Below are 24061 nucleotides of genomic sequence, written 5' to 3'. Positions count from 1 at the left end.
TATTTATTTTTTTTAATTTTATGACTTGATTTCTTATTTAAAAATAAGTTTAATCAGATTTTATTATTTAAATAAAGGGATCAATGTCACTAGAATTGAATCAACATTTAGGAAAACAACTAAGAGCAAGAAGATCTTCTCTTGGTCTTACTCAAACTCAAGTTGCAAGAGCAATCAACGTTACATTTCAACAAATTCAAAAATATGAAAAAGGGACTAATGGAGTTAGCTCTAGTAGATTGTTACAATTAGCTAATTTTTTAAAAGTTCCTGTAAAATATTTTTTTGAAGAGTTCAAAGATTTTCAAAATTTAGACTCGCAAGCGAAAGGTGATAATTCTTTAGAGACTTTCGTAAGCAAATTATCAGAAGTTGAAAAAGAAAAACTTTTGCACATTTTAAATTCAAATAAAAAGTTATCAAAAACTGCTTAGTTATTTTTGGCTCCCCGAGCAGGACTCGAACCTGCGACCAATTGATTAACAGTCAACTGCTCTACCAACTGAGCTATCGGGGAATAAAAAAAGCACAATACGATTTTTTTTTTTAAAAACAATATTAATTTGGAGGCCACGCCCAGAATCGAACTGGGATACAAGGATTTGCAGTCCTCTGCGTAACCATTCCGCCACGTGGCCATATTTTTTCTGTATTATTTTATAATAGCTATCGTGTATATATATTTAGTTTTCTAAACTCGCAAATATTATGCAACACAGTACGCGAAAATTAAATATGATTGAGAGCCAATTAAGGCCCAATAATATTATAGATGAAAATTTAATTGCTGCTTTTGAGAAAGTACAACAAGAAGATTTTTTACCAGATTCATTACAAAACTTATCTTATATAGACGATCATATAAAATTCTCTAAAAGTAGTTTTATTTTAAAACCGCTTATCTTCGCAAAATTTTTGAATATTATAAAACCAGATTTGTCAGATGTTATTTTAGAAGTAGGTTCTGGAGGTGGGTACACAACTTCTATTTTGGCTAATTTAGTTAATTCTGTTTATTCAATTGAGCAAGACAAAAACATATACGACTTAACAATAAAAAATATAAAAAATAGTAAAAACACAAATGTTAATGTTTTGTTTTCTAATTATAGGCAACTTAATATTTTGGAGCTTAAATTTAATAAAATTATTGTTAATGGAACAGTAAATGCAGATCCTTTGAATTTATTGGACAAACTAAATGTTAATGGAAAACTAATATGTATTTTAAAAGATGAATCTTCTTCAAATATTTATCTTTTTAACAAAAAACCAATTGGTTATGAAAAATTAAAAATTATGAATGCAAGCTCACCTGTTTTAATTAATTACATCGATAAAGAAGAATTTAATTTTTAATGTTAGAAGAAAATTATAATCATTTAGATATTGAAGATAAAATTTATACTTTTTGGGAAAGTAACAAATTATTCGAGCCTAAAAAAAATAATAAAAAAAAATATTTTTCAATAGTAATACCACCGCCCAATGTAACCGGTAATTTACACATGGGGCATGCTCTTAACAATTCTATTCAAGATTTATTAGTTAGATTTTATAGATTAAAAGGTTATGAAACTTTATGGCAACCAGGAACTGATCATGCGGGCATTGCAACAGAACTTGTTGTTGAAAAAAGACTTAATGAAAAAAACCAATCAAAAAATACATTAGGAAGAGAGAAGTTTCTCAAAGAAGTTTGGAACTGGAAAGAACATTCTGGAAATCTAATCATAAACCAACTTAAAAAATTAGGATCTTCATGCGATTGGTCGCAAACTAGATTTACTATGGACAAAAATATGTCCGAAGCAGTGGTAAAAGTTTTTTTAGAATTACATAAAAAAAAACTTATTTATAAGGATTTTAAACTATCTAATTGGGATCCAGTATTAAAAACTGCAATTTCTGATTTAGAAGTAGTGCAAAAAGAAGTAGAGGGAAAACTTTACTATATTAAATATTTTATTAATAAAAATGACTTTATAATTATAGCCACTACTAGACCAGAAACAATATTTGCCGATACTGCAATTGCTGTTAACCCTAAAGATAAAAAGTTTAAAAAATTAATTAATAAATATGCAAAAATTCCAATTATAGATAGGCAAATTAAAATAATCTCAGATGATTATGCCGATCCAAACCAAGGATCTGGAGCTGTAAAAATTACTCCTGCACATGATTTTAATGATTATGAAGTTGGATTGAGGCATGATTTAGAAAAAATTAATATTTTAGAATCTGACGGAAGATTGAATAAAAATTGTCCTCAAAAGTATCATGGACTAGATCGATTTGAAGCAAGAAAATTAATAATAGAAGATTTAAAATTAATTAATGCTTTAGAGAAAGAAGAAAAAATAAAACATAACGTTCCTTACGGTGATAGATCAAATTCTATTATCGAACCTTATCTTACAGAACAATGGTTTTTAAATGTTAAAAAAATGTCAGTTGAAGCTTTAAAAGCTGTAAAAAATAAAAAAACTATTTTTTTCCCTGACACGTGGACAAAAACTTATAATTTATGGCTAAAAGATATTCGTCCATGGTGCATTTCTAGACAGATTTGGTGGGGTCATCAAATTCCTATTTGGTATGGAAGTGATGGAAGGATTTTTCCAGCAAAGGATCGAAATGACGCTCAAAAACAAGCTGATAAATTTTATAAAAAGAAAAATTGTTCAATTAATCAAGATAACAATGTTTTAGATACTTGGTTTTCATCAGCTTTATGGCCATTTGCAAGTCTAGGTTGGCCTAAAAAAACTTATAATTTTAAAAGATTTTACAAAACTTCAGTTTTAGTAACCGGTTTTGATATTTTATTTTTTTGGGTGGCTAGGATGATGATGATGGGATTGTTTGTGACCAAAAAAGTTCCTTTTGATAAAGTTTATATACATGCTCTGGTTAGAGATGAGCATGGTCAAAAAATGTCCAAATCAAAAGGCAATGTTATTGATCCTTTAGATTTAATAAAAAAATATGGAGCAGACGCTTTAAGATTTACTTTAATGTCGATGGCATCACCAGGTCGAGATGTAAAGCTGTCAGAAGAAAGAGTTAAAGGCTATAGGAATTTTTTAACTAAAATTTGGAACGTATCTAAATTTTGCGATTTTAATAAATGCAATCTTGATATTAAAATTGATAGCAAAGAAGTGAAATTAGAAATTAATCAATGGATTATCAATGAATATATTCATGCAAAAAATAATATCGACAATCATATAAAAAATTTTAGATTTGATGAAGCATCTAAAGAGATTTATAATTTTGTTTGGAATATATTTTGTGACTGGTATTTAGAATTTTCAAAGTCAATTTTTTATTCTGATAATCAAAGTCAAATAAAAGAAACAAAAAAAGTTTTTGGGTTCATATTTTCAAATATTCTTTTAACTCTTCACCCGTTTATACCCTTTATTACTGAAGAACTTTGGAATAGATTGAAATTTTCTGACTTCTATAAAAGTCCTTTAATTAATTTTAATTCTGACAATGAAATTAAGTTAATAAAAAATGATAATATTGAACTCATTAATTGGCTAATTAAACTTGTTGGCTTGATAAGATCCACAAAAGTTATTTTGCAAGTTTCCCCAGGTAATTTTGTAGATGTTTGCATTGATCATCTGCCTAAAGATAAAAAAAATTTTTTAGAAAGAAATTTTTTAATTTTTAAGAAAGCTTCTAGAGTTGAAAATTATTTTAAAAAAGATGATAAAAACGATAATATATTGCCAGCTTATTTAGATGGAGATGCAATTTTAATTAAATTTTCAACAGAAATCTCCTTAAAAGATCAAATTATTAAAGTAAAAGAGAAAATAAATTTAGTAAAAAACACTATCAGTATAACAAAAAATAAACTTTCTAATAAATCTTTTATAAATAAGGCCCCAAAAGATATAGTTGATAAGGAAAAAGATATTTTAAAGAAATTAGTAAATGATTTAAATCAATTAGAAAGTATAATATCTATTAAAAATTAATTATGAAATTTGATAAATCAAAATTACCAAGTCGTCATACTACAGTGGGGCCAGATAGAGCTCCCCATAGATCTTTTTATTATGCAATGAATTTAAAAAAAAGTGACATTGCAAAACCGTTTGTTGGAGTTGTTTCAACTTGGAATGAAGCTGCACCTTGTAATATTACTTTAATGAGACAAGCTCAATCTGCAAAAAAAGGTGTTTTTGATAATAGTGGAACGCCAAGAGAATTTTGTACAATTACAGTAACTGATGGAATTGCAATGGGTCACGAAGGAATGAAGTCATCATTAATATCTAGAGAAATAATTGCAGATTCAACAGAACTAACAGTTAGAGGTCACTGCTATGATGCATTAGTGGGTTTGGCAGGATGCGATAAATCTTTGCCAGGACTAATGATGGCAATGTGTAGATTAAATGTGCCTAGTGTTTTTATTTATGGCGGATCTATATTGCCAGGAAAATTTAAAGGTAAAGATGTAACAGTCGTTGATGTTTTCGAAGCTGTTGGAAAACATTCTAATAAACAAATGTCTGATGAAGATTTAGAGGAATTAGAAATTAATGCATGTCCAAGCGCAGGTGCTTGCGGAGGGCAGTTTACAGCTAATACAATGGCATGCGTTTCTGAAGCTATCGGTTTGGCATTACCATATTCATCAGGAACACCGGCTCCATATGAAGAAAGAGATAAATATGCTTACGCAAGTGGTCAGGCAGTAATGTCTTTATTAAAAAAAAACATCAGACCCAGAGATATTGTTACACTTAAATCATTACAAAATGCCGCAACTATTGTGGCTGCCACCGGCGGATCAACAAACGCCGCTCTTCACCTTCCAGCAATCGCAAATGAATGTGGAATTAAATTTGATCTTATGGATGTAGCAAAAATTTTTAAAAAAACTCCGTACTTAGCAGATTTAAAACCAGGCGGGAAATATGTTGCAAAAGACATGTTCGAAGCCGGAGGAGTTCCTATGTTGCTTAAAACCTTGCTAGATGGAGGCTACTTGCATGGCGATTGTTTGACTGTCACAGGAGAGACAATGAAGAAAAATTTACAAAATGTTAAATTTAACAATAATCAAGATGTAATGAGACCTTATAATAAACCACTTTCAAAAACCGGTGGCGTTGTAGGTCTTAAAGGAAATTTAGCACCTGAAGGAGCAATTGTTAAGGTTGCTGGAATGAAAACATTAAAATTTGAAGGAAAAGCTTTATGCTTTAATAGTGAAGAAGAAGCTTTTAAAGCAGTTCAAAATCGAAAATACAAAGAAGGGGATGTCATAGTTATTAGATATGAAGGGCCAAGAGGAGGTCCTGGAATGCGTGAAATGCTTTCTACTACTGCTGCTATTTACGGTCAGGGAATGGGAGAAAAAGTAGCATTAGTTACTGATGGAAGATTTTCAGGAGCAACTAGAGGCTTTTGTGTTGGGCATGTTGGTCCGGAGGCATTTAATGGCGGTCCATTAGCGTTGTTAAAAAATGGAGATAAAATAATTATTGATGCTAATAAAGGAACTATAGATGTTAAAATTTCTAATTCAGAGTTACAGAAAAGAAAAAAATCTTGGAAAAATATAAAACCTCATTTTACATCAGGAACTCTTTGGAAATATGCTCAGTCTGTTGGATCTACAAAAGATGGAGCAGTAACACATCCAGGTGGTTTTAATGAAAAAAATTGCTACGCAGATATTTGAGGAATAATTGTTTCTAACAATTCTAAATATAATACTTCCAGTCATATTTGTAATTTTTATTGGTTATTTATGGAATATCTATAACAAAGATTTTAATATCGTTGCTGTAACTAAACTTGCTTCAAATATCGCTTTACCTTGTTTAATTTATGATTCTATAACTAGGACTAATTTAACTATAAATATTTTTTTTAAAATTTTTACCTCAGCTTTTTTAGTTTTGGCTCTTGGATTCTTATTTGGATATATCTTTATAAAAATTTTTAAACTCCCATCTGTAAAATTAACAACTCCAATAATGCATCCTAACAGTGGCAATATGGGTCTCCCGCTTGCTTTATTAACCTTCGGCAATGAAGGTCTTGCGTTAGCGGCTGGTTTTGCTTCTATTGTTATGGTTAGTCATTTTACAGCCAATACTGCAATTTCATCAGGAAATTATTCTATAAAAAAAATACTATTAAGTCCTGTTCTATTGTCGTTAATATTTTCACTTATTATTTTATTTTACAAAATTGAAATGCCAAGTTTTATCAATAATTTTACTAAAATTTTGTCAGGACTTGTTATTCCTTTAGTTTTGCTGGCATTAGGAATGTCGCTCACTAAAATTAATATTAAAAATTTAAAAATAGGTTTGTTAATTGGTATTTTTAAAATTATTAGTGGTCCAATTATTGGATTGTTGGTAGTTTATTTATTAAATCTAGATGGCATTGTAGCTAAAGTTGTAATATTACAATCAACTATGCCCGCAGCTATATTGACATACTTAATAGCCTCTGAAAATAATTCATATAGTCAAGAAATTGGCGTAGCTGTTTTTGTATCAACCATTGCTTCCATTATTTCAATACCAGTTATTTTATTTTTTATAATATGATGAAAATTAAACCAATTATTCTATGTGGAGGAGAAGGAACGAGATTATGGCCAGAATCTAGGAAGAAACATCCGAAACAATTTATTAAAATTAATGGAAAAAGCTTATTAAAACATGCGATAGATAGAGTTACAGGAGTAAATTTTGACCCGATTACAATTTGCTCAAATTATAATTTTTTAGACCAAATTAAAGAGGAAACAAAAAATATAAATTGTAAAATTTACGTTGAACCCGATAAGAAAAATACAGCACCAGCAATACTTGCGGCCTTAAATGATGATGATTTAATTTTTTATCAACCCGTATTAATCATTTCATCTGATCACATAATTGAAAAAAAAATAGCATTTCAGAAACAAATAAAAAAACTTTCTAATTATTTGGATATGTATAAAATTTTTATTTTTGGGGTTAAGCCTGATTATCCAGAAACAGGCTATGGTTACTTATATTCAAAAAAAATTAATAAAAGTTTTAACAAAGTTGTTAAGTTTATTGAGAAGCCTAATTTAAATAGAGCAAAAAAATTAATTAAAAATAATAATTATCTTTGGAATTCTGGCATGTTTCTTTCAAATAAATCAGCATTACTAAATGAATTTTCTATTTTACAAAATAAATTGGCTCTACAAGTTTGCGATTCTTATATTAATGCAAAAAATACAAACCACATTGTGAAACTAGATAATAAATACTATTCAAAAATAAAATCTATTTCTTTTGATCATGCCATCTTAGAAAAATCCAAAAATGTCTTCTCTACAAAACTCTTAAGTGATTGGAAAGATGTAGGTAGCTGGATACAAAAATGGGAAATCGAAAAAAAAGATAAAGATAATAATTATATAAAAGGAAATATTTTTAAGGATAATGTTAAAAATTCTTATATTTCTTCTAATAGAACTATTGTGGCTAGTAATTTAAAAAATGTACTTGCGGTTGATAATCATGACGTTCTTTACCTTTCTGATCTTAAAAATAATAATCTTAAAAATCTTTATCCTATAATTAATAAAAAATTTCCAAAAATTACAGACCAGCATACAACAACTCAAAGACCCTGGGGGCAATTTACAAACATATTTGTTAGTAAAAATTTTCAAGTAAAAGAATTAATTGTAAATCCTGGAGCAATTCTTAGTCTTCAAAAACATAAATATAGATCTGAAAATTGGGTTGTAGTTGAGGGTAAAGCCAATGTTACCCTGAATAAGAAAAATATATCTTTAAATAAGTCAGATTCTATTTTTATACCTCAAGGAGCAGTTCATCGAATTGAAAATAGACAAAAAAGTGTTTTAAAAATTATAGAGGTTCAAACAGGTAGCTATTTAGGGGAAGATGATATTATTCGTATCAAAGATATTTACGGTAGAGCCTAAGCTAAAGTTAATTTGATAGGAGCATGATCAGAAGGTCTTTCTAGGGCCCTTAAATATTTATCGATAGTTACGTCTTTGATTAAATAACTAATATTTTTTGATAATAAAAAATGATCAATTCTTAATCCTTTGTTTTTTTCAAATGATCCATATTGATAATCCCAGAATGTATAATTTTTTGGTTCTTTATTAATTAATCTAAAAGCATCTTCATAACCCTCGTTTAATATCTTTCTAAAAAATTTTCTTATTTCGATTCTATACAGAGCATCATTTTCCCAGTCCTCTGGATTGTAAACATCATCCTCATTTGGAATAATATTAAAATCTCCACCGATTATTATCTTATTTTTTAATTTATTTTGATTCACTAAAAATTTTTCAAAAGATTTTAGCCATTTAATTTTGTACTGATATTTATCAGTGTCTACAGGATTTCCATTTGGAACATAGACACAAATAATTTTTATTAATTCTTTTTTATAATTTATATCAACAGAAATAGATCGTGATTGTTCTTGCAAATCATTAACAATATTAAAATTTATATTATTTATTTTCTGATTATAAATAATAGCAACTCCATTGTATGATTTTTGCCCATGCACTTCACTTTCATACCCAATTTCTTTTAATTCTGAGTATGGAAAATTTTTATTTTCAGTTTTAATTTCTTGAAGAAGTAGAAAGTTGGGCTTGTTTTTTTTAAGATATTCAAGAATGTGATTTAATCTTACTCTTACAGAATTAACATTCCAGCTACTTATTATCATTAAACAGAGAAAGAGCTCCCACATCCGCATGACGCTGTGGCTTTAGGATTTATAATTTTAAAAGTATTTTCAATTAATTTCTCAGAGAAATCTAGCATCGATCCTTCAATAAAAGTAAAAGAGGATTTATCTATTAGAACATTTTCAAGAATTATATCATCTTCATTTTTTTTGTTATCTGTCGAGAAATGATATTTGTAACCAGAACAACCTCCGCCTTTGACTTCAATTCTAAAAAACTTATTAATATTTTCTTTCTCTAAAAGATTTTCTATCTTTTTTTTAGCTTTATCTGTAATGGTAAAATTATTGGTCATTCAATTTTATGTTTATTATTAATATATGTCTGGAGTTGATAATTACAATAAGTTATTAGTTAAATTTTCTTCTAATAATTCTAATTATTTAGGAAGACAATTTGGAGACAAAAAAAACTTATACAGATCATTTTATCAAAGAGACAGAGATAGAATTATACACTCAACTTCGTTTAGAAGATTAAAATATAAAACACAGGTTTTTGTATATGATGAAGGAGATCATTACAGAACAAGACTTACTCATACTTTAGAAGTATCACAAATATCAAGATCAATTTCCAGATATTTAAAATTAAATGAAGATTTATCCGAAGCTATAAGTTTAGCTCATGATCTTGGTCATCCACCCTTTGGTCATGCGGGGGAAAAAATTTTAGATTATTGCATTAGAGAGCATGGCGGTTTTAATCATAATATTCATTCGATACGTTTGGTTACAGAATTAGAAAAAGCCTATCAAAAATTTGATGGTTTAAATTTATCCATAAATACAATAGACGGAATTGTTAAGCATAATGGTCCAAATTATTTAGTAAAAGAAAATTTAGATCTTTTGCCAAATTTAAATAAAATTAAAAAAATTAATTTTTATAATCAGTCATCTTTAGAATCTCAGATTAGCGCTTTGTCTGATGATATTGCTTATAATAATCATGATATTGACGATGGTATTAGAGCAGGCTTGTTTTCAATTAATGATATTAAAGATTTGCCTATTATAGGAGAGATTATAAAAAAAAAGAATAAACAATTTAAAAATGAAAAATTATTAAGAAATGAGATTATAAGATCAATAATTAATTTTATGGTTACAGACTTAATTTTAAATACAAATAAAAAAATTAAAAAATTAAAAATTAAAACAATCGAAGATGTTTATAAGTCCACTGATTTTATAGTTAGTTTTTCGCCAAAGCTCATTAATGCAAATAATCAAATTCGTGAATTTTTGAGATTAAATATGTATGAAAATAAATCTGTTAAAGAAATGACAAACAAGGCAGAAAAAATAATAAAAAATTTATACATATATTTAATTAAAAATAATAAAAAATTTATACTTCCTGATCTTAAAAAGAAATGGGGGCTTGAAAGATCAGTATCAGATTTCATTGCCGGTATGACAGATAAATTTGCTATTGATTTATACAATAAAATAAAATGAATATTTTTATTAATTATAAAATAAAACTAAGTGATTTTTTTAAAACTTTAGAAAAAAAAAATATTATTAAATTGCCAAAAAAATTTGATAATTTTTCAGTAGAAATTCCTAAAATAAAAACTCATGGTGATTTTAGCACAAATGCACCAATGATTTTTGCAAAAGAAAATAATCTAAATCCTATTGATCTAGCAACTATTATTAAAAAAGAATTAGAGGGTAAATTTAAAGAGATTATAAAAATTGAGGTAGCCAAACCTGGATTTTTAAATTTTTTTTTTGATAAAACTTTTTGGTATGATTTTATATTATCTATAGATGTTAACTTTGGAAAAAGTCAAAATTTAGAATCTAAAAATATTTTAATTGAATATGTTTCTGCAAATCCAACCGGACCCTTACATGTTGGACACTGTAGAGGTGCTGTATTTGGTGATATTTTAGCAAACCTATTAAGTTTTGTCGGAAATAAAGTTGTTAAAGAATATTACATTAATGATTATGGAAATCAAATTAATCAATTTGTTAAATCAGTTTATTTTAGAGTATTAGAAATAAAAAATAATACTTTATTTCCCAGTGATCAAGATCTCTATCCCGGTGAATATGTTATTGATATAGCTAAAAATATTCTAAAAAAAAATAAATTACCTAATTTTAATAATTACGATTTAATTTTTAATGATCTTAAGAATTTATGCATAGAAGAGGCCATGAATTTAATAAAGAACGATTTAAAAAAACTAGGGATTGTTCATGATAATTTTGTATCTGAAAATTATATTGTTAATCAAAATTTAGTAGAAAAAGCTTTAGATATTCTCAAGAATAAAAATTATGTATATGAAGGAATTTTAGAAAAACCCAAGGGTAATGAAGTTGATGATTGGGAGCCTAGAAAGCAAATCTTATTTCAGTCTACTAAATTTGGAGATGATACAGACAGAGCATTAAAAAAATCAGATGGCACCTGGACTTACTTTGCAAATGATGTTGCTTATCATCTTAATAAAATAGAAAGAAAATTTGATTTACTTATAAACGTACTCGGCGCCGATCATGCTGGTTATTTAAAGAGACAAGCTTCATGTGTTTCTGCTTTATCGGAAAACAAACAGCAAATTATTTCTAAAGTTTGTCAGTTAGTAAAGTTATTTAAATCTGGAAATCAATTAAAGATGTCTAAAAGAGCAGGGGATTTTATAACTGCTAGCGATCTCATAAGTGAAGTTGGTAAAGATTCGGTAAGATTTATGATGATATACAGAAGTAATGACTCTCAGTTGGATTTTGATTTTGATCTAGTTACTGATCATTCAAAAGAAAATCCAGTATTTTATGTCCAATATGCTCACGCTAGAATTTGTTCTTTATTTAGAAAAAATAAATATGAAATTAATAATGAAAAAAAATTGAATTTAGTTTCTCTTAATCAGGAAATTGAAATTGATATAATTAAAAAAATAGCAGAATGGCCAAAATGTTTGGAGTTATCAGCATATCATTTAGAGCCTCACAGAGTACCATTTTACTTGTATGAATTAGCAAGTTTATTTCATACTTACTGGAACTCTGGAAATGAGAATGATAATTTAAAAATTTTAAATGAAAAACAACCTGAGCTTCAGTTTGCAAGATTATTCTTAATTAATAAAATACAATTAGTTTTAAAAAGCGGTTTAGATATTTTAAATGTTACTGCCTCGGTTGAGATGTGATTGATTTAATGAAAAAAAAATTTATTAATTTGATATCTTTTTTTCTTGTTCTTTCTTTTTTAGTTATTTGTTTTGTTTATTATAATTCAAATACATTTGTTAAAAATATAGATAAAAATAGAGAAAATTATTTGATTTATTTAAACTCGTATATTGAAAAATTAGATAAAATTAGCTCATCCTCTGATTTTAAAAAAAGAATAGATAACGAAGAGTTTTTTAAAAAAATTTACAAACAAAAACAATATTGGGAACTAATAAAATAAAATTTTGAAAACACACGCAATTATATTTGGAATTAATGGTTTTAAATTAAATTTAAAAGAAATTTATTTTTTTAAAAAATACAAACCATGGGGAATAATATTATTTTCTAGAAATATTAATAATCTAGATCAAGTTAGAAATTTAACTTCCAGTATAAGAGAACTTTTTAAAGATAAAAATTTTCCAATATTAATCGATCAAGAAGGAGGCAAGGTTAATCGTTTTAGGAAAATTATTAATCTTGATAAATATAATGCCAAGTATTTTGGTGATATTTATAAAAATAATAAAGAATTTTATTCAAAATTTAGTAAATTTCTTAAAATTAATATTTCTATTTTAAAATATTGCGGCATTAATATAAATACAGTTCCAGTTCTTGATTTATTTAATGAAGATAAAAAAAGCGTTATTGGAAATAGAGCTTTTTCAAAAAAATTTAATATTGTTATAAAATTATCAAAATATTTAATAAATTCTTATAAAAATTCAGGACTTGGAACTATTATCAAGCATATCCCTGGACATGGCTGCACCAATATAGATTCTCATTTTCATCTACCGATAGTGAGTTTTTCCTTGGATTATTTAAAAAAAAATGATTTTAGAACATTTAAAAAAGTAAATAGTTATTTAGCAATGACAGCGCATATTGTTTATGAAAAATTAGACTCAGACAAATGCGCCACTCAATCAAAAAAAATAATTAAAGATATAATTAGAAAGTATCTAAATTTTAGAGGAATATTGATGTCCGATGATATTTGTATGAAAGCTTTATCTGGCGGAATTGTTAAAAATGCTAAATTAAGTCTAGATGCAGGCTGCAATTTATTGTTACATTGCAGTGGAAATATAGATGAAATGAAGAAACTGTCTCAAGTTGTGCCAGAAATTGATAATTTTACCTACAAAATAACACAAAAGGTTAAGGCAAATTTTAATAAATTTAACTAAAGAATCAGTTAAATAAATTAAATGGAAAGCATAGTTGAATTAAAACCTCTTTCGGTTGAGCAGCGCGATCAAGTTGGAGATAAATTTAATTTGAACATAGATAATTACGAAGGTCCTTTGGAGCTGCTTTTAGATTTAGCTAAATCTCAAAAAGTTGATCTTATGAAGATTTCCATTGTTCAGTTAGCTGACGAATATTTAAAATTTATTAATAATATAAAAAAAAATTTAGAATTAGCTGCTGATTTTTTAGTTATGGCAACATGGCTTGCTTATTTAAAATCTAGATTGTTATTACCTGATGATTTTGAGGATGATTTTTCAGCTGTTCAAATGGCCGAAAAACTTAAATTGCAATTAAGAAAATTAGAGGCAATTAGATTTCTTTCTGACAAACTTGTTTCGCAGAAACAATTAGGACGAGATATTTTTACAAAAGGTATTCGCGAAGGTATTAAAAAGATTTCCACCTCTAAATATGCGGTTTCTCTTTATGAACTTATCAAATCTTATGCTGAAATAAAAAGAAAACAAAATTTTTCTATTATGAATATTTCAAAGTTGCCTGTCTATACAATGGAAGAGGCTATAAAAAAAATTACAAGTTTACTTAAAGAATTAACCGACTGGAGAGATATTAAAGATGTGGTTCCGGGATCATTCTCAGGTTCAAAAAATTTAAAAAAATCAGGTTTAGCAGGAACATTTGCAGGAAGTTTAGAATTAGTCAGAGAGGGAAAATTATCAATTATGCAAAAAAAAATTTTTGATAAAATATTAATTAAAGCTAGATAATGATGTTGAATAAAAATAAAGATGCAAAAAGATTGGTAGAGGCTATTTTATTTGCAGCTGATGAACCATTAGATATTGAAACAATTAAATCTAAAATTGAACTAAATGTTGATGTTTTAAAAATTTTAAAAGAATTACAATCGGAATTTATTGAAAGAGGTATTAATCTTTATGAAATTTCCAACAAATGGTCTTTTAGAACTGCTGAGAACTTATCAAAAAAAATTGCAAGTGAAGTTATTCAGCAAAGAAAGTTATCAAAAGCAACAATAGAGACTTTAGCAATTATTGCATATCATCAACCGGTTACGCGTTCTGAAATTGAAGAGATTAGAGGGGTTTCATTTAGCACCGGAACTTTAGAAATATTATTTGAACTTGGATGGGTAAAACCACAGGGCCGAAAGGAAATACCTGGAAAACCTTTATTATACGTTACAACAGACAATTTTTTAAGTCATTTTAATTTAAAATCATTATCTGATTTGCCAAACTCTGAAGAGTTGGCTTCAGCCGGTTTAATTGATAGTCGTTTGGATAGATCAATATTTGGAACTAATAAGTTTGCTAAAGATGATTTAGATAAACAATCTAAAGAAGACATTTTTACCAATATAGACGACATGCTTTCTGAAACTTTAAATCAAAAAGATAATTAATTATTTGTAAAAAAATTTATTTAATATATAAATTTACTTATGGGTTTAAGTTTTTGGCACATAATTATCGTTGTAATAGTAGTTGTCCTTTTGTTTGGCAGAGGAAAAATTTCTGACTTAATGGGTGACGTTGCTAAAGGTATTAAAAGTTTTAAAAAAGGCATGTCTGATGATCAGTCATCAGACAATAAAGACCCTAAAGATAAAGATAAAGATCAAAATTCTAAGTCAAATCACTAAAATAATTTATGCCACAAATAGGGTGGTCAGAAATTTTAGTCATCATTCTAGTTGCTATTATAGTTATTGGACCAAAAGATCTTCCTGTCGTTCTTAGAAAATTTATTCAAATAAAAAATGGAATAAAAAATTATGTTAATTCTTTTCAAAAAGGAATTGATGATATTGTTCAGGAACAAGAAAAAGATATAAAAAAAATAATAGATATTAACCCTGAAGAAAAAAATAAAAAGAAAACAGAAAAAATTTAATTTTTATTTTTATGAGTGACAATAATAACGATCAAAATCAATCAAGTGTAACAGAGCATCTTTTAGAACTAAGATCTCGTATAATAAAAAGTCTTATTTTTTTTACGTTAGCTTTTATAATTTCTTACATGAATGCAGATAAAATATATGATTTTTTATTACAACCATACGTTAAGGCTTTAGGAGAGGGGCAGATTGGAACTAAAAGATTAATTTTTACAGCATTACAGGAAACTTTTATTACCTATTTAAAATTATCTTTTTTTTCTGCTCTCTTTTTTTCTTTTCCTGTTTTTTTAATTCAAATTTGGAAATTCATAGCACCTGGATTATATCAAAATGAAAAAAAAGCGATTTTACCTTTTATTGTTGCAACACCAGTTCTTTTTATAACCGGTGCCTTATTGGCGTATTATTTTATAATGCCATTGGCTATTAAGTTTTTTTTATCATTTGAAACTTTAAGCACGCAAACAAGTATGCCAATACAATTAGAAGCAAGAGTAAGCGAGTATCTTTCATTAATAATGGTTTTTATGATTGCCTTTGGCCTTAGTTTTGAATTGCCAGTGTTACTAATTTTACTAGCAACTGTTGGTTTTGTTGATTCCAAATATTTATCCGAAAGAAGAAGATATGTTATTGTTATTATATTTATAGTTGCAGCAGTTATTACACCTCCAGACCCAATTAGTCAGATAGGATTAGCCATTCCATTGATGTTTTTATATGAAATATCTATTTTAATTATAAAATATTTAGAAAAAAGTAAAAAATGATAAATCTTAAAAATTTAAGAGAAAACCCGTCCATCTATAAAAAAAAATATAAAGAAAGATTTATAAAAAATCCAGATCAATTGGTAGATGAAATTATTTCTTTAGATTCTTCTATAAGACAAATTTTAGAAAAACAGCAAAAATTACAAGAAGAGAGAAATAAAATATCTAAGGAATTGTCTAACTCTAAGGATAAGAAGAATGAACAATTCTTATCTTTATCTAAAAAAGTTTTAAATATTAAGAATGATATTGATGGTTATGAGAAAAATCTTTCTGAACAAAAACAAAAAATAAATAATATTCTTCATAATTTGCCAAATATACACTTAGATGATGTTCCAGTTGGTCAAGATAGCAAAAGTAATAAAGAGATAAAAAAATTTGGTAATATTAAAAATTTTAATTTTAAAATTAAGTCCCATGATGAGATTGGTTTAGAGAGAGACCTTATAGACTTTGATACCGCAACTAAAATTTCAGGGGCTAGGTATGTAATAACAAAAGGCAATATTGCTAGATTAGAAAGAGCCTTAATTAATTTTATGATTGATACGCACGTTAAAGAATTTGAATATTTAGAAATGAATGTTCCAATAATTGTTAATGAAGAATCAATGTTTGGAACTGGTCAGTTGCCAAAATTTTCTAAAGAGCAATTTTCTTTAAATGATGGCTCATGGTTAATACCAACGGCTGAAGTGTCCCTTACTAATATTGTTAGAGATAAAATTTTAAATTATGAGGATTTGCCACTTAGATATGTTGCGGCTACACCGTGCTTTAGAGCTGAAGCTGGTGCTGCTGGAAAAGATACAAAGGGCATAATGAGGCAACATCAATTTTACAAAGTTGAACTAGTAAGTATTGTAAAACCGGAAGATAAAAAAAATGAACTTGAAAGACTTACTAATTGCGCAGAAACCATACTCAAAAAATTAGAAATACCCTATAGAGTTGTTTTGCTTTCATCTGGTGATATGGGTTTTAGCGCAGAAAAAACTTATGATCTTGAGGCATGGATACCATCTCAAAATAATTATAGAGAAATATCTAGCTGCTCCTCTTGTGGTCAATTTCAGGCAAATAGGATGATGGCGCGTTTTAAAGATTTAGAAAAAAAAATTGACTATGTTGCTACATTAAATGGTTCTGGACTCGCTATAGGAAGAACATTGATTGCTATAATAGAAAATAATCAAAATGAAGATGGTTCAATTAACATTCCTGCAGTTTTACATAATTATATGAGCGGGATAAAAACAATTTAATTTATATATAAATTCAAAAGCTAAAAAAATTATTGTATTTAATCAGCATCTAGTATAATCAACTGGAATATGTCAGCATCTGGTTTCGCACAATTTATTCCTTTAATATTAATATTTGTAATTTTTTATTTCTTATTAATTAGACCTCAGCAAAAAAGAGTTGCTGAACATAAGTTAATGATTTCAAAGCTGACTAGAGGAGATACAGTTGTTACAGCAGGTGGAATTGTAGGAAAAATTTCACGAATTATTGATGATGAAAAAGCAGAATTAGAAATTGCTGATAACGTTAATGTTAAAATTATAAGATCCACTATCTCACAAGTATTATCTAAATCCGAAACTAAATAAATTAGTAGTGTTAAATTTTTCCAGATTAAAAATTGGATTTATTATTTTTTCGATTTTATTTTTTTTCTATATTTTTTTAGGAAATTTTAACTTTACAAATAAAACTAATTTATTTTTAGATAAAAAAGTAAATCTAGGTCTAGATCTTCAAGGTGGTTCATATTTACTATTAGAAATTGATATGAACCCTCTAATTAATAAAAAATTAGAAGAAAAAGTAGTTGATTTAAAAAAAAAATTTAATGAAAAAAAATTAGATTTTAAAAATTTAAATATTTTAAATAATAAAATTACTTTTGAAATAAAAAATAGCTCTCAAAAAGATATTGCTATTAATATAATTAATAAGACAAATAATGAGGAAAATCTTTTTTCTAGAATTAACAAAAATAATATAGAAAATTCTAATAAAGATTTTGTTTATAAGATTGAAAAAGATGTATTCATTTTACAATTTAATGAAGAGCATATTAAGCTTCTAAAAAAGGATGCAATCAATCAATCTATAGAAATAGTAAGAAAAAGAGTTGACCAACTTGGTACGAAAGAACCGACTATTCAGCAGAAAGGAGAGAATAGAATAATTGTAGAACTACCAGGATTGTCTGACCCATCTACTTTTAAAAATATACTTGGAAAAACTGCACAATTAAATTTTAAGTTTATAAAAACTGGTAACAGCTCTGGTGACAATCTAGGTTTTGAGAAAGTTAAAAATAAATTTGACGGTTTATTTATTGAAGTGGAGAAAAGATTGATTGTGTCTGGTGAAAATTTAACCGATGCACAACCAGGTTTTGATAGACAAACAAATCAATCTATTGTTAGTTTTAAGTTTGATAACATAGGAGCTAAGAAATTTGCTAATGCTACAAAAGATAATGTGGGTAGGCCTCTTGCTATTATTCTAGATAATGAAATTTTAAGTTCACCAGTTATTAGAGAGCCTATACTAACCGGTAGCGGACAAATATCTGGAGGATTTACAGTTGAGGAAGCTAATCAGTTAGCTATTTTATTAAGAGCTGGAGCCTTGCCAGCACCAATGAAGATTATAGAAGAAAGGACAGTAGGTGCCGATCTAGGCAAAGACTCTATTCGTTATGGAATTATATCTTTTATTGCAGGTTTCTTACTTGCGTTTATTTATATGGTGTACGCGTATAAATTATTTGGAATTTTCGCAAATATTTCTCTCTTATTAAATATTGTAATTTTAATTTCAGTTTTATCTATATTTGGATCTACTTTGACTTTGCCTGGTATAGCTGGAATTGTTCTAACTGTTGGTATGGCTATTGATACTAACGTGATAATTTATGAAAGAGCAAAGGAAGAATTAAAAATTGAAAAATCTAATATTATCGCTTTTGATATTGCTTACAAAAAATCATTATTAACTATTATTGATTCAAATTTAACAACATTAATCGCTGGCATTATTTTATTTTATTTAGGTAATGGACCTGTAAAAGGATTTGCTGTTACACTATGTGTTGGATTAATAACTTCATTTTTCACAGCTTTTACTGTTAGCAGATTAATGGTTTCAAAATATCTGATGAACAATAAATTTAAAGTTATAAATATTTAAAATGACTAATTTTAATTTTTTAAAGTATAAAAATTTTTTTCTACTACTTTCTTTTTTTTTAATTTTAGCTTCAATTATCTTAGTATTTACTAAGGGATTAGATTTTGGAGTTGATTTTAAAGGCGGCACGACAATTGAAATCCGACTGGAAAAAAAGATTGAAATAGAAAAGATCAGAAATTCATTATCAAAACTTAAAATTAATAATTATTCAGTTAAAGAATTTGGAACTGAAAATGACTTTTTAATTTCTACTGATAATAGTATTTCGCCAAATGATATAAAAAATTTTATTGAAAAGGATTTAAATGAAAAAATTGCAATTAGAAAAGTAGAAACAGTCGGCCCAAAAGTTGGATCTGAATTGATTAAATCCGCTATTTATTCAGTTTTACTATGTTTTGTTGCAATATTTTTTTATTTATGGTTTCGTTTTGAGTGGCAATTTAGCTTCGGTGGAATAGCTGCTCTTTTTCATGATACAATTATCACTGTAGGAGTATTTTCACTTTTAGGATTGCAATTTGATCTTACTATTGTTGCTGCTTTATTGACTATTATTGGCTACTCAATCAATGACACAGTTATTATTTATGATCGAATTAGAGAGAATTTAAAAAAAGATAGTACTTCCGAATTGTCGATTTTAGTTAATGAATCATTAAACAATACTCTTTCCCGTACATTAAAAACTTCTGGTACAACACTTTTGTCTATTGTTGCTGTATTAATTTTTGGAGGAGAGGTTCTCAGAGGGTTTGCTTTTGCAATAACTTTTGGAATTATAATAGGAACTTATTCTTCAATTTACATAGCATCGCCTATAGTTATGTTTTTTAAAGTCAAAAGAGACTGGTCTGTAAAAGTTGATAATACGCCTTAATAAAGATTTTGCGCTATAACCATTGTCAAAAGCATTGGAATAGACAAGAAAGTGTTTGTTCTAGATACTAGCATTGCAATTCTTGCTGACTTAGCTTTTGTTTCAGGATCGCATTCAACAATTCCTAAAGCTCTTTTTTGATTTGGCCAAATTATAAACCAAACGTTAAAAGCCATAATTATCCCAAGCCACATACCAATTCCTATTGTTATGTTTTTAGGACTTCCTTTAAACACTAATGCTTCATGAACGTAACCATTTAAGTAAGCCGTTATCAATCCTGTAATAATTGTCGATAGGGCAGCCCAACGAAACCAAAATAAAGCTGTTGGAGCAATTACTTTGCCAATGGCAGGTTTTTGTTCGTCAGGAATTTTTGGCATACTAGGTATTTGAACAAAATTAAAATACCACAATAATCCTATCCACATAATTCCAGACACAACGTGTAAATATCTAAATATGGCGCTCCAAAAGTATCTATCATTTGTCCATCCGTCGTTAATATAAAATAGAACACCAAAGAAAATTAAAGTAGCAATAACAGAGCTCAAAATAGTTTTTGGAAGAGACTGAAGAATATTACTGATTCCCATATTTCAACAATAACATAAAAAATAATTTTTTAAGCACTCTTTTTTGAAATATTTTTAGATAGAATTTTCTTTAAAAATTCACCAGTATAACTCCCTTTTACAAGCGAAACGTCTTCCGGAGTACCTTCAGCTATAATTTTTCCACCTTTTACGCCTCCTTCAGGACCCATATCAATGATCCAGTCAGCAGTTTTTATTACATCCAAATTATGTTCTATAACTATAACTGTGTTTCCTTTGTTAACAAAAGTATGAAGAACTTCTAATAATTTTTTAACATCATGAACATGCAAGCCAGTTGTTGGTTCATCAAGTATATAAATAGTTCTTCCTGTTGCTCTTTTTGATAATTCTTTTGCTAGTTTAATTCTTTGAGCTTCTCCACCAGAGAGAGTTGTAGCCTGTTGACCAATTTTTATATAACCAAGCCCAACTTTTTGTAGCGTTAAAAGCTTGTCTCTTATTGAAGATATATTTTCAAAAAAATCTACACCTTCATCAACAGTCATATTTAAAACATCAGCAATATTTTTATCTTTAAATCTTATTTCTAAAGTTTCCCTATTATATCTATTACCTTTACAGACATCACATTGAACATAAACGTCGGGTAAAAAATGCATTTCATAGGTAATTACTCCATCGCCTTCACAGGCTTCGCATCTACCTCCTTTGACGTTAAAAGAAAATCTTCCAGGCTTATAACCTCTTGCTTTCGAATCTGGCAAATTAACAAACCACTCTCTTATAACAGTGAATGCTCCTGAGTATGTTGCAGGATTAGATCTTGGCGTCCTACCGATAGGAGATTGATCAATATCGATTATTTTATCTAAATATTCATAGCCCTGAATACCCTTAAAAGGTTTAGGCATATTTTTTGTTATAGTTTTATTAATCATTAAATTTAATGCTCTATAAAGAGTATGAAGAACAAATGTTGATTTACCGCTTCCAGAAACTCCTGTTACTGCTGTAAAAGTTCCAAGAGGAATTTTTGCTGTAACGTTTTGTAAATTATTTCCAGTTGCTCCGCTCAAAGTTAAATATCTCCCGTCTTTTGCTTTTCTTCTTATTTGTGGGATAGAAATATATTTTTTACCGGATAAATATTGTCCAGTTATGCTATTTTCATTTTGCTTAATTTCAGAAGGGGTTCCCGATGCGATAATTTCTCCTCCTTCAGTTCCAGCTCCTGGTCCAAGATCAATAATATAATCAGAGCTAAGCATTGCCTCTTCATCATGCTCCACAACTATAACTGTATTACCTAGGTCTCTTAATCTTTTGAGAGCATTTAAAAGTTTAATATTATCTTTTTGATGTAATCCTATTGATGGTTCATCTAAAACATAAAGAACACCTGTTAAACCTGAGCCAATTTGTGAAGCTAATCTTATTCTTTGAGATTCCCCACCTGATAATGTTCCAGACGATCTTGACAAATTTAAATAATCAAGACCCACATTTATTAAAAAACTTAATCTTTCATTAATTTCTTTTAAAATATGCACTGAAATTTTATTTTCTTTGTCGGTTAAATGGTTATGAAGATTAGAAAACCAATCATATGCATTTTGAATAGACATCCTAGAAACTTCGCTAATATTTAGTTCTTTTATTTTTACCGATAGGGCCTCTTCTTTAAGTCTCATTCCTTTACATCTTTCGCATTCAGTTTCGTTTTGAAATTGGGAAATTTCTTCTCTTTTCCAGTCACTATCGGTCTCTAGATATTTTCTTTCTAAATTATTTACTACTCCTTCAAAAGATTTTTTGCTTGAATATTTTTCATATCCATCATCATAAGAAAATTTAATTTCTTCTTCTCCCGATCCGTACAAAATAACATCTTGAATTTTTTTTGGTAAATCTCTCCATGGTGTTTCTAAAGAAAAATCATAATGTTTTCCTAATGAAGATAAGGTTTGAGCATAATACAAAGTTGAACTTGACGACCAAGGGATAATAGCTCCATCTATTAAAGTTTTTTTATCATTAGGAACTACTAATTTTGGATCTATATAAAGATCAACTCCAATTCCTTCGCATTCTGGACACGCTCCATAGGGACTATTGAAAGAGAATAGTCTTGGTTCTATTTCTTCTATAGTGAAACCACTTTCTGGACATGCAAATTTTGAAGAAAATACTATTTTTTCATTTTTCCTAAATTCTTTTGGAAGATTTTCATTCGTAAATTCAACATAAACTAGACCGTCGGATAAAGATAAAGTTGTTTCAATACTTTCTGCAATTCTTTGTTGTTCTTTTTTGTCATTAATAAAACCATCAACATATATATCTATATCGTGTTTTATGTTTTTATTTAAAGTAGGCGACTGATCAATTTCATAAATTTTTCCATCGATTCTTGCTTTTTGAAAACCTCTTTTTTTGTATCCAAGTAATTCTTTTTTATATTCACCTTTTCTGCCTCTAACTACAGGCGCATAGATTTGAATCTTAGATTGCTTGGGTAGATCTAAAATTCGGTCTACCATTTCTGAGACTGTTTGTGACTTAATAGGTTTTCCAGTGAACGGTGAATAAGGAATACCAACTCTCGCGTACAAAACGCGCATGTAGTCATAAATTTCAGTAACAGTTGCAACAATTGATCTTGGATTTTTTGAAGTAGTTTTCTGTTCTATAGATATTGCTGGAGAAAGACCTTCAATTAAATCAACATCTGGTTTTCTCATGCGGTCTAAAAATTGACGAGCATAAGCTGACAAACTTTCAACGTATCTTCTTTGTCCTTCAGCATAGATTGTATCAAACGCTAAAGATGACTTTCCAGATCCAGATAATCCAGTAATAGTTATTAATTTATCTCTTGGAATCTCTACTGAAATATTTTTTAAATTATGCTCTCTAGCACCTTTAATAACGATTTTTGTGACAGTATTACTCATCTTTTTAGTAAATTTTATTCTTTTAATTTGATTAGTCTGATATAATAAACATCTAATTCTTAGTTCAAAAAAAGATCTATATTATGGCGGGCAGTTTAAATAAAGTTTTATTAATTGGCAGACTTGGGAACGATCCTGAAATCAAACAAATGCAAAATGGAAAAAGTGTTGCAAGATTAAGCGTTGCAACTTCAGAAAGCTGGAAAGATAAGAATACTGGAGAAAAAAAAGAAAAAACTGAATGGCATCGAGTTGTTATTTTTAATGAAGGTTTAGTAGGTGTTGTTCAGAAATACTTAAAAAAGGGAGCACAAGTTTACATAGAAGGTCAGTTAAATACCAATAAGTATACCGATAGCAGCGGACAGGAAAAATATAGCACGCAAATTGTTCTGCAGGGTTACAGTTCGTCTCTTACAATGCTGGATGGAAAGAATTCTTCATCTGGAGATGGCAAAAAATTAGAAAGTAGCCAGTTACCATCTGATGATATGCCTGACATTTCACAAGATCCAGACGATAAAGTTCCTTTTTAAA

General features: G+C 28.0%; 24 protein-coding genes and 2 tRNA genes. 20 read left to right on the top strand and 6 right to left on the bottom strand.

The window, feature by feature from the left end:
• Positions 1–83 precede the first annotated feature (83 nt).
• Positions 84–434, top strand: a complete 351-nt coding sequence (locus tag AC8GER_RS02810; RefSeq protein WP_029167730.1) for a helix-turn-helix domain-containing protein — start codon at positions 84–86, stop codon at positions 432–434.
• Positions 435–441: 7 nt separating this feature from the next.
• Here AC8GER_RS02810 and AC8GER_RS02805 read toward each other — a convergent pair.
• Together AC8GER_RS02805 and AC8GER_RS02800 are read right to left on the bottom strand one after the other, a co-directional pair.
• Positions 442–517, bottom strand: a tRNA-Asn gene (locus AC8GER_RS02805).
• Between the two features lie 47 nt (positions 518–564).
• Positions 565–638, bottom strand: a tRNA-Cys gene (locus tag AC8GER_RS02800).
• 97 nt (positions 639–735) lie between these two features.
• Between AC8GER_RS02800 and AC8GER_RS02795 the strand changes: the two genes are divergently transcribed.
• The 5 genes from AC8GER_RS02795 to AC8GER_RS02775 are packed head-to-tail and all read left to right on the top strand — an operon-like array spanning position 736 to position 7987.
• On the top strand, positions 736–1359 hold the full coding sequence (locus tag AC8GER_RS02795; protein ID WP_029167729.1) for an rRNA adenine N-6-methyltransferase family protein: 624 nt from the start codon (positions 736–738) through the stop codon (positions 1357–1359).
• Entirely contained in the window at positions 1359–4001 is a 2643-nt protein-coding gene (locus AC8GER_RS02790) for a valine--tRNA ligase (RefSeq protein WP_029167728.1), read from the top strand. The genes AC8GER_RS02795 and AC8GER_RS02790 overlap by 1 nt, the downstream gene beginning before the upstream one ends.
• 2 nt (positions 4002–4003) lie before the next feature.
• Positions 4004–5719: a dihydroxy-acid dehydratase gene (ilvD, locus tag AC8GER_RS02785; protein WP_506598416.1), complete on the top strand. Its 1716-nt coding sequence runs from the start codon at positions 4004–4006 to the stop codon at positions 5717–5719.
• A 7-nt stretch (positions 5720–5726) separates the two neighbouring features.
• Positions 5727–6602, top strand: coding sequence for an AEC family transporter (locus AC8GER_RS02780; protein WP_029167726.1), 876 nt, complete (start codon positions 5727–5729; stop codon positions 6600–6602).
• Positions 6599–7987: a mannose-1-phosphate guanylyltransferase/mannose-6-phosphate isomerase gene (locus AC8GER_RS02775; protein WP_506598415.1), complete on the top strand. Its 1389-nt coding sequence runs from the start codon at positions 6599–6601 to the stop codon at positions 7985–7987. Before AC8GER_RS02780 ends, AC8GER_RS02775 begins: the two co-directional genes overlap by 4 nt.
• On the opposite strand, the gene xth is transcribed toward AC8GER_RS02775, so the two are convergent.
• Together xth and AC8GER_RS02765 are read right to left on the bottom strand one after the other, a co-directional pair.
• Positions 7984–8760 (bottom strand): exodeoxyribonuclease III, encoded by a 777-nt coding sequence (gene xth / locus AC8GER_RS02770; RefSeq protein WP_029167724.1) that lies wholly within the window; start codon positions 8758–8760, stop codon positions 7984–7986. The genes AC8GER_RS02775 and xth overlap by 4 nt on opposite strands.
• On the bottom strand, positions 8760–9077 hold the full coding sequence (locus AC8GER_RS02765; protein ID WP_029167723.1) for a HesB/IscA family protein: 318 nt from the start codon (positions 9075–9077) through the stop codon (positions 8760–8762). Before AC8GER_RS02765 ends, xth begins: the two co-directional genes overlap by 1 nt.
• A 25-nt stretch (positions 9078–9102) precedes the next feature.
• Between AC8GER_RS02765 and AC8GER_RS02760 the strand changes: the two genes are divergently transcribed.
• The 13 genes from AC8GER_RS02760 to secF all read left to right on the top strand — a co-directional run bounded on the left by AC8GER_RS02760 (position 9103) and on the right by secF (position 20010).
• Positions 9103–10245, top strand: coding sequence for a deoxyguanosinetriphosphate triphosphohydrolase (locus AC8GER_RS02760; protein WP_029167722.1), 1143 nt, complete (start codon positions 9103–9105; stop codon positions 10243–10245).
• Positions 10242–11963 carry an arginine--tRNA ligase gene (gene argS / locus AC8GER_RS02755; protein ID WP_506598414.1) on the top strand — a complete coding sequence of 574 codons (1722 nt, stop codon included), beginning with the start codon at positions 10242–10244 and terminating at the stop codon, positions 11961–11963. Before AC8GER_RS02760 ends, argS begins: the two co-directional genes overlap by 4 nt.
• 8 nt (positions 11964–11971) lie before the next feature.
• Positions 11972–12229 (top strand): hypothetical protein, encoded by a 258-nt coding sequence (locus tag AC8GER_RS02750; RefSeq protein ID WP_029167720.1) that lies wholly within the window; start codon positions 11972–11974, stop codon positions 12227–12229.
• 4 nt (positions 12230–12233) lie between these two features.
• Positions 12234–13187 (top strand): glycoside hydrolase family 3 N-terminal domain-containing protein, encoded by a 954-nt coding sequence (locus AC8GER_RS02745; protein WP_029167719.1) that lies wholly within the window; start codon positions 12234–12236, stop codon positions 13185–13187.
• A 21-nt stretch (positions 13188–13208) separates the two neighbouring features.
• Complete coding sequence (locus tag AC8GER_RS02740; protein ID WP_506598413.1) at positions 13209–13982, top strand: segregation and condensation protein A; 774 nt, start codon at positions 13209–13211, stop codon at positions 13980–13982.
• 2 nt (positions 13983–13984) lie between these two features.
• Positions 13985–14641, top strand: a complete 657-nt coding sequence (scpB, locus tag AC8GER_RS02735; RefSeq protein ID WP_506598495.1) for an SMC-Scp complex subunit ScpB — start codon at positions 13985–13987, stop codon at positions 14639–14641.
• Between the two features lie 39 nt (positions 14642–14680).
• On the top strand, positions 14681–14881 hold the full coding sequence (locus AC8GER_RS02730) for a twin-arginine translocase TatA/TatE family subunit (RefSeq protein WP_017943762.1): 201 nt from the start codon (positions 14681–14683) through the stop codon (positions 14879–14881).
• An 8-nt stretch (positions 14882–14889) separates the two neighbouring features.
• Positions 14890–15132 (top strand): Sec-independent protein translocase protein TatB, encoded by a 243-nt coding sequence (gene tatB, locus AC8GER_RS02725; RefSeq protein ID WP_506598412.1) that lies wholly within the window; start codon positions 14890–14892, stop codon positions 15130–15132.
• 11 nt (positions 15133–15143) lie between these two features.
• Positions 15144–15911: a twin-arginine translocase subunit TatC gene (tatC, locus tag AC8GER_RS02720; RefSeq protein WP_506598411.1), complete on the top strand. Its 768-nt coding sequence runs from the start codon at positions 15144–15146 to the stop codon at positions 15909–15911.
• On the top strand, positions 15908–17182 hold the full coding sequence (gene serS, locus AC8GER_RS02715; RefSeq protein ID WP_506598410.1) for a serine--tRNA ligase: 1275 nt from the start codon (positions 15908–15910) through the stop codon (positions 17180–17182). Before tatC ends, serS begins: the two co-directional genes overlap by 4 nt.
• 69 nt (positions 17183–17251) lie before the next feature.
• A complete protein-coding gene (yajC, locus tag AC8GER_RS02710) occupies positions 17252–17533 on the top strand; it encodes a preprotein translocase subunit YajC (protein ID WP_506598409.1) in 282 nt (93 codons plus the stop codon).
• Between the two features lie 7 nt (positions 17534–17540).
• Complete coding sequence (gene secD / locus AC8GER_RS02705; RefSeq protein ID WP_506598408.1) at positions 17541–19127, top strand: protein translocase subunit SecD; 1587 nt, start codon at positions 17541–17543, stop codon at positions 19125–19127.
• Between the two features lies 1 nt (position 19128).
• Positions 19129–20010 (top strand): protein translocase subunit SecF, encoded by an 882-nt coding sequence (gene secF, locus AC8GER_RS02700; RefSeq protein WP_506598407.1) that lies wholly within the window; start codon positions 19129–19131, stop codon positions 20008–20010.
• On the opposite strand, the gene AC8GER_RS02695 is transcribed toward secF, so the two are convergent.
• A complete protein-coding gene (locus tag AC8GER_RS02695; protein ID WP_506598406.1) occupies positions 20007–20606 on the bottom strand; it encodes a urate hydroxylase PuuD in 600 nt (199 codons plus the stop codon). The two genes, secF and AC8GER_RS02695, sit on opposite strands and share 4 nt — an antisense overlap.
• Positions 20607–20635: 29 nt before the next feature.
• Positions 20636–23524 (bottom strand): excinuclease ABC subunit UvrA, encoded by a 2889-nt coding sequence (gene uvrA, locus AC8GER_RS02690; RefSeq protein ID WP_506598405.1) that lies wholly within the window; start codon positions 23522–23524, stop codon positions 20636–20638.
• Between the two features lie 83 nt (positions 23525–23607).
• On the opposite strand from uvrA, the gene ssb reads away from it, so the two are divergent.
• A complete protein-coding gene (ssb, locus tag AC8GER_RS02685) occupies positions 23608–24060 on the top strand; it encodes a single-stranded DNA-binding protein (RefSeq protein WP_506598404.1) in 453 nt (150 codons plus the stop codon).
• Position 24061 lies beyond the last annotated feature (1 nt).

Source organism: Fontibacterium abundans (SeqCode) (genome assembly GCF_965235095.1).
Lineage (GTDB): Bacteria > Pseudomonadota > Alphaproteobacteria > Pelagibacterales > Pelagibacteraceae > Fontibacterium > Fontibacterium abundans.
This window is presented reverse-complemented; position numbering and strand designations above follow the sequence as displayed.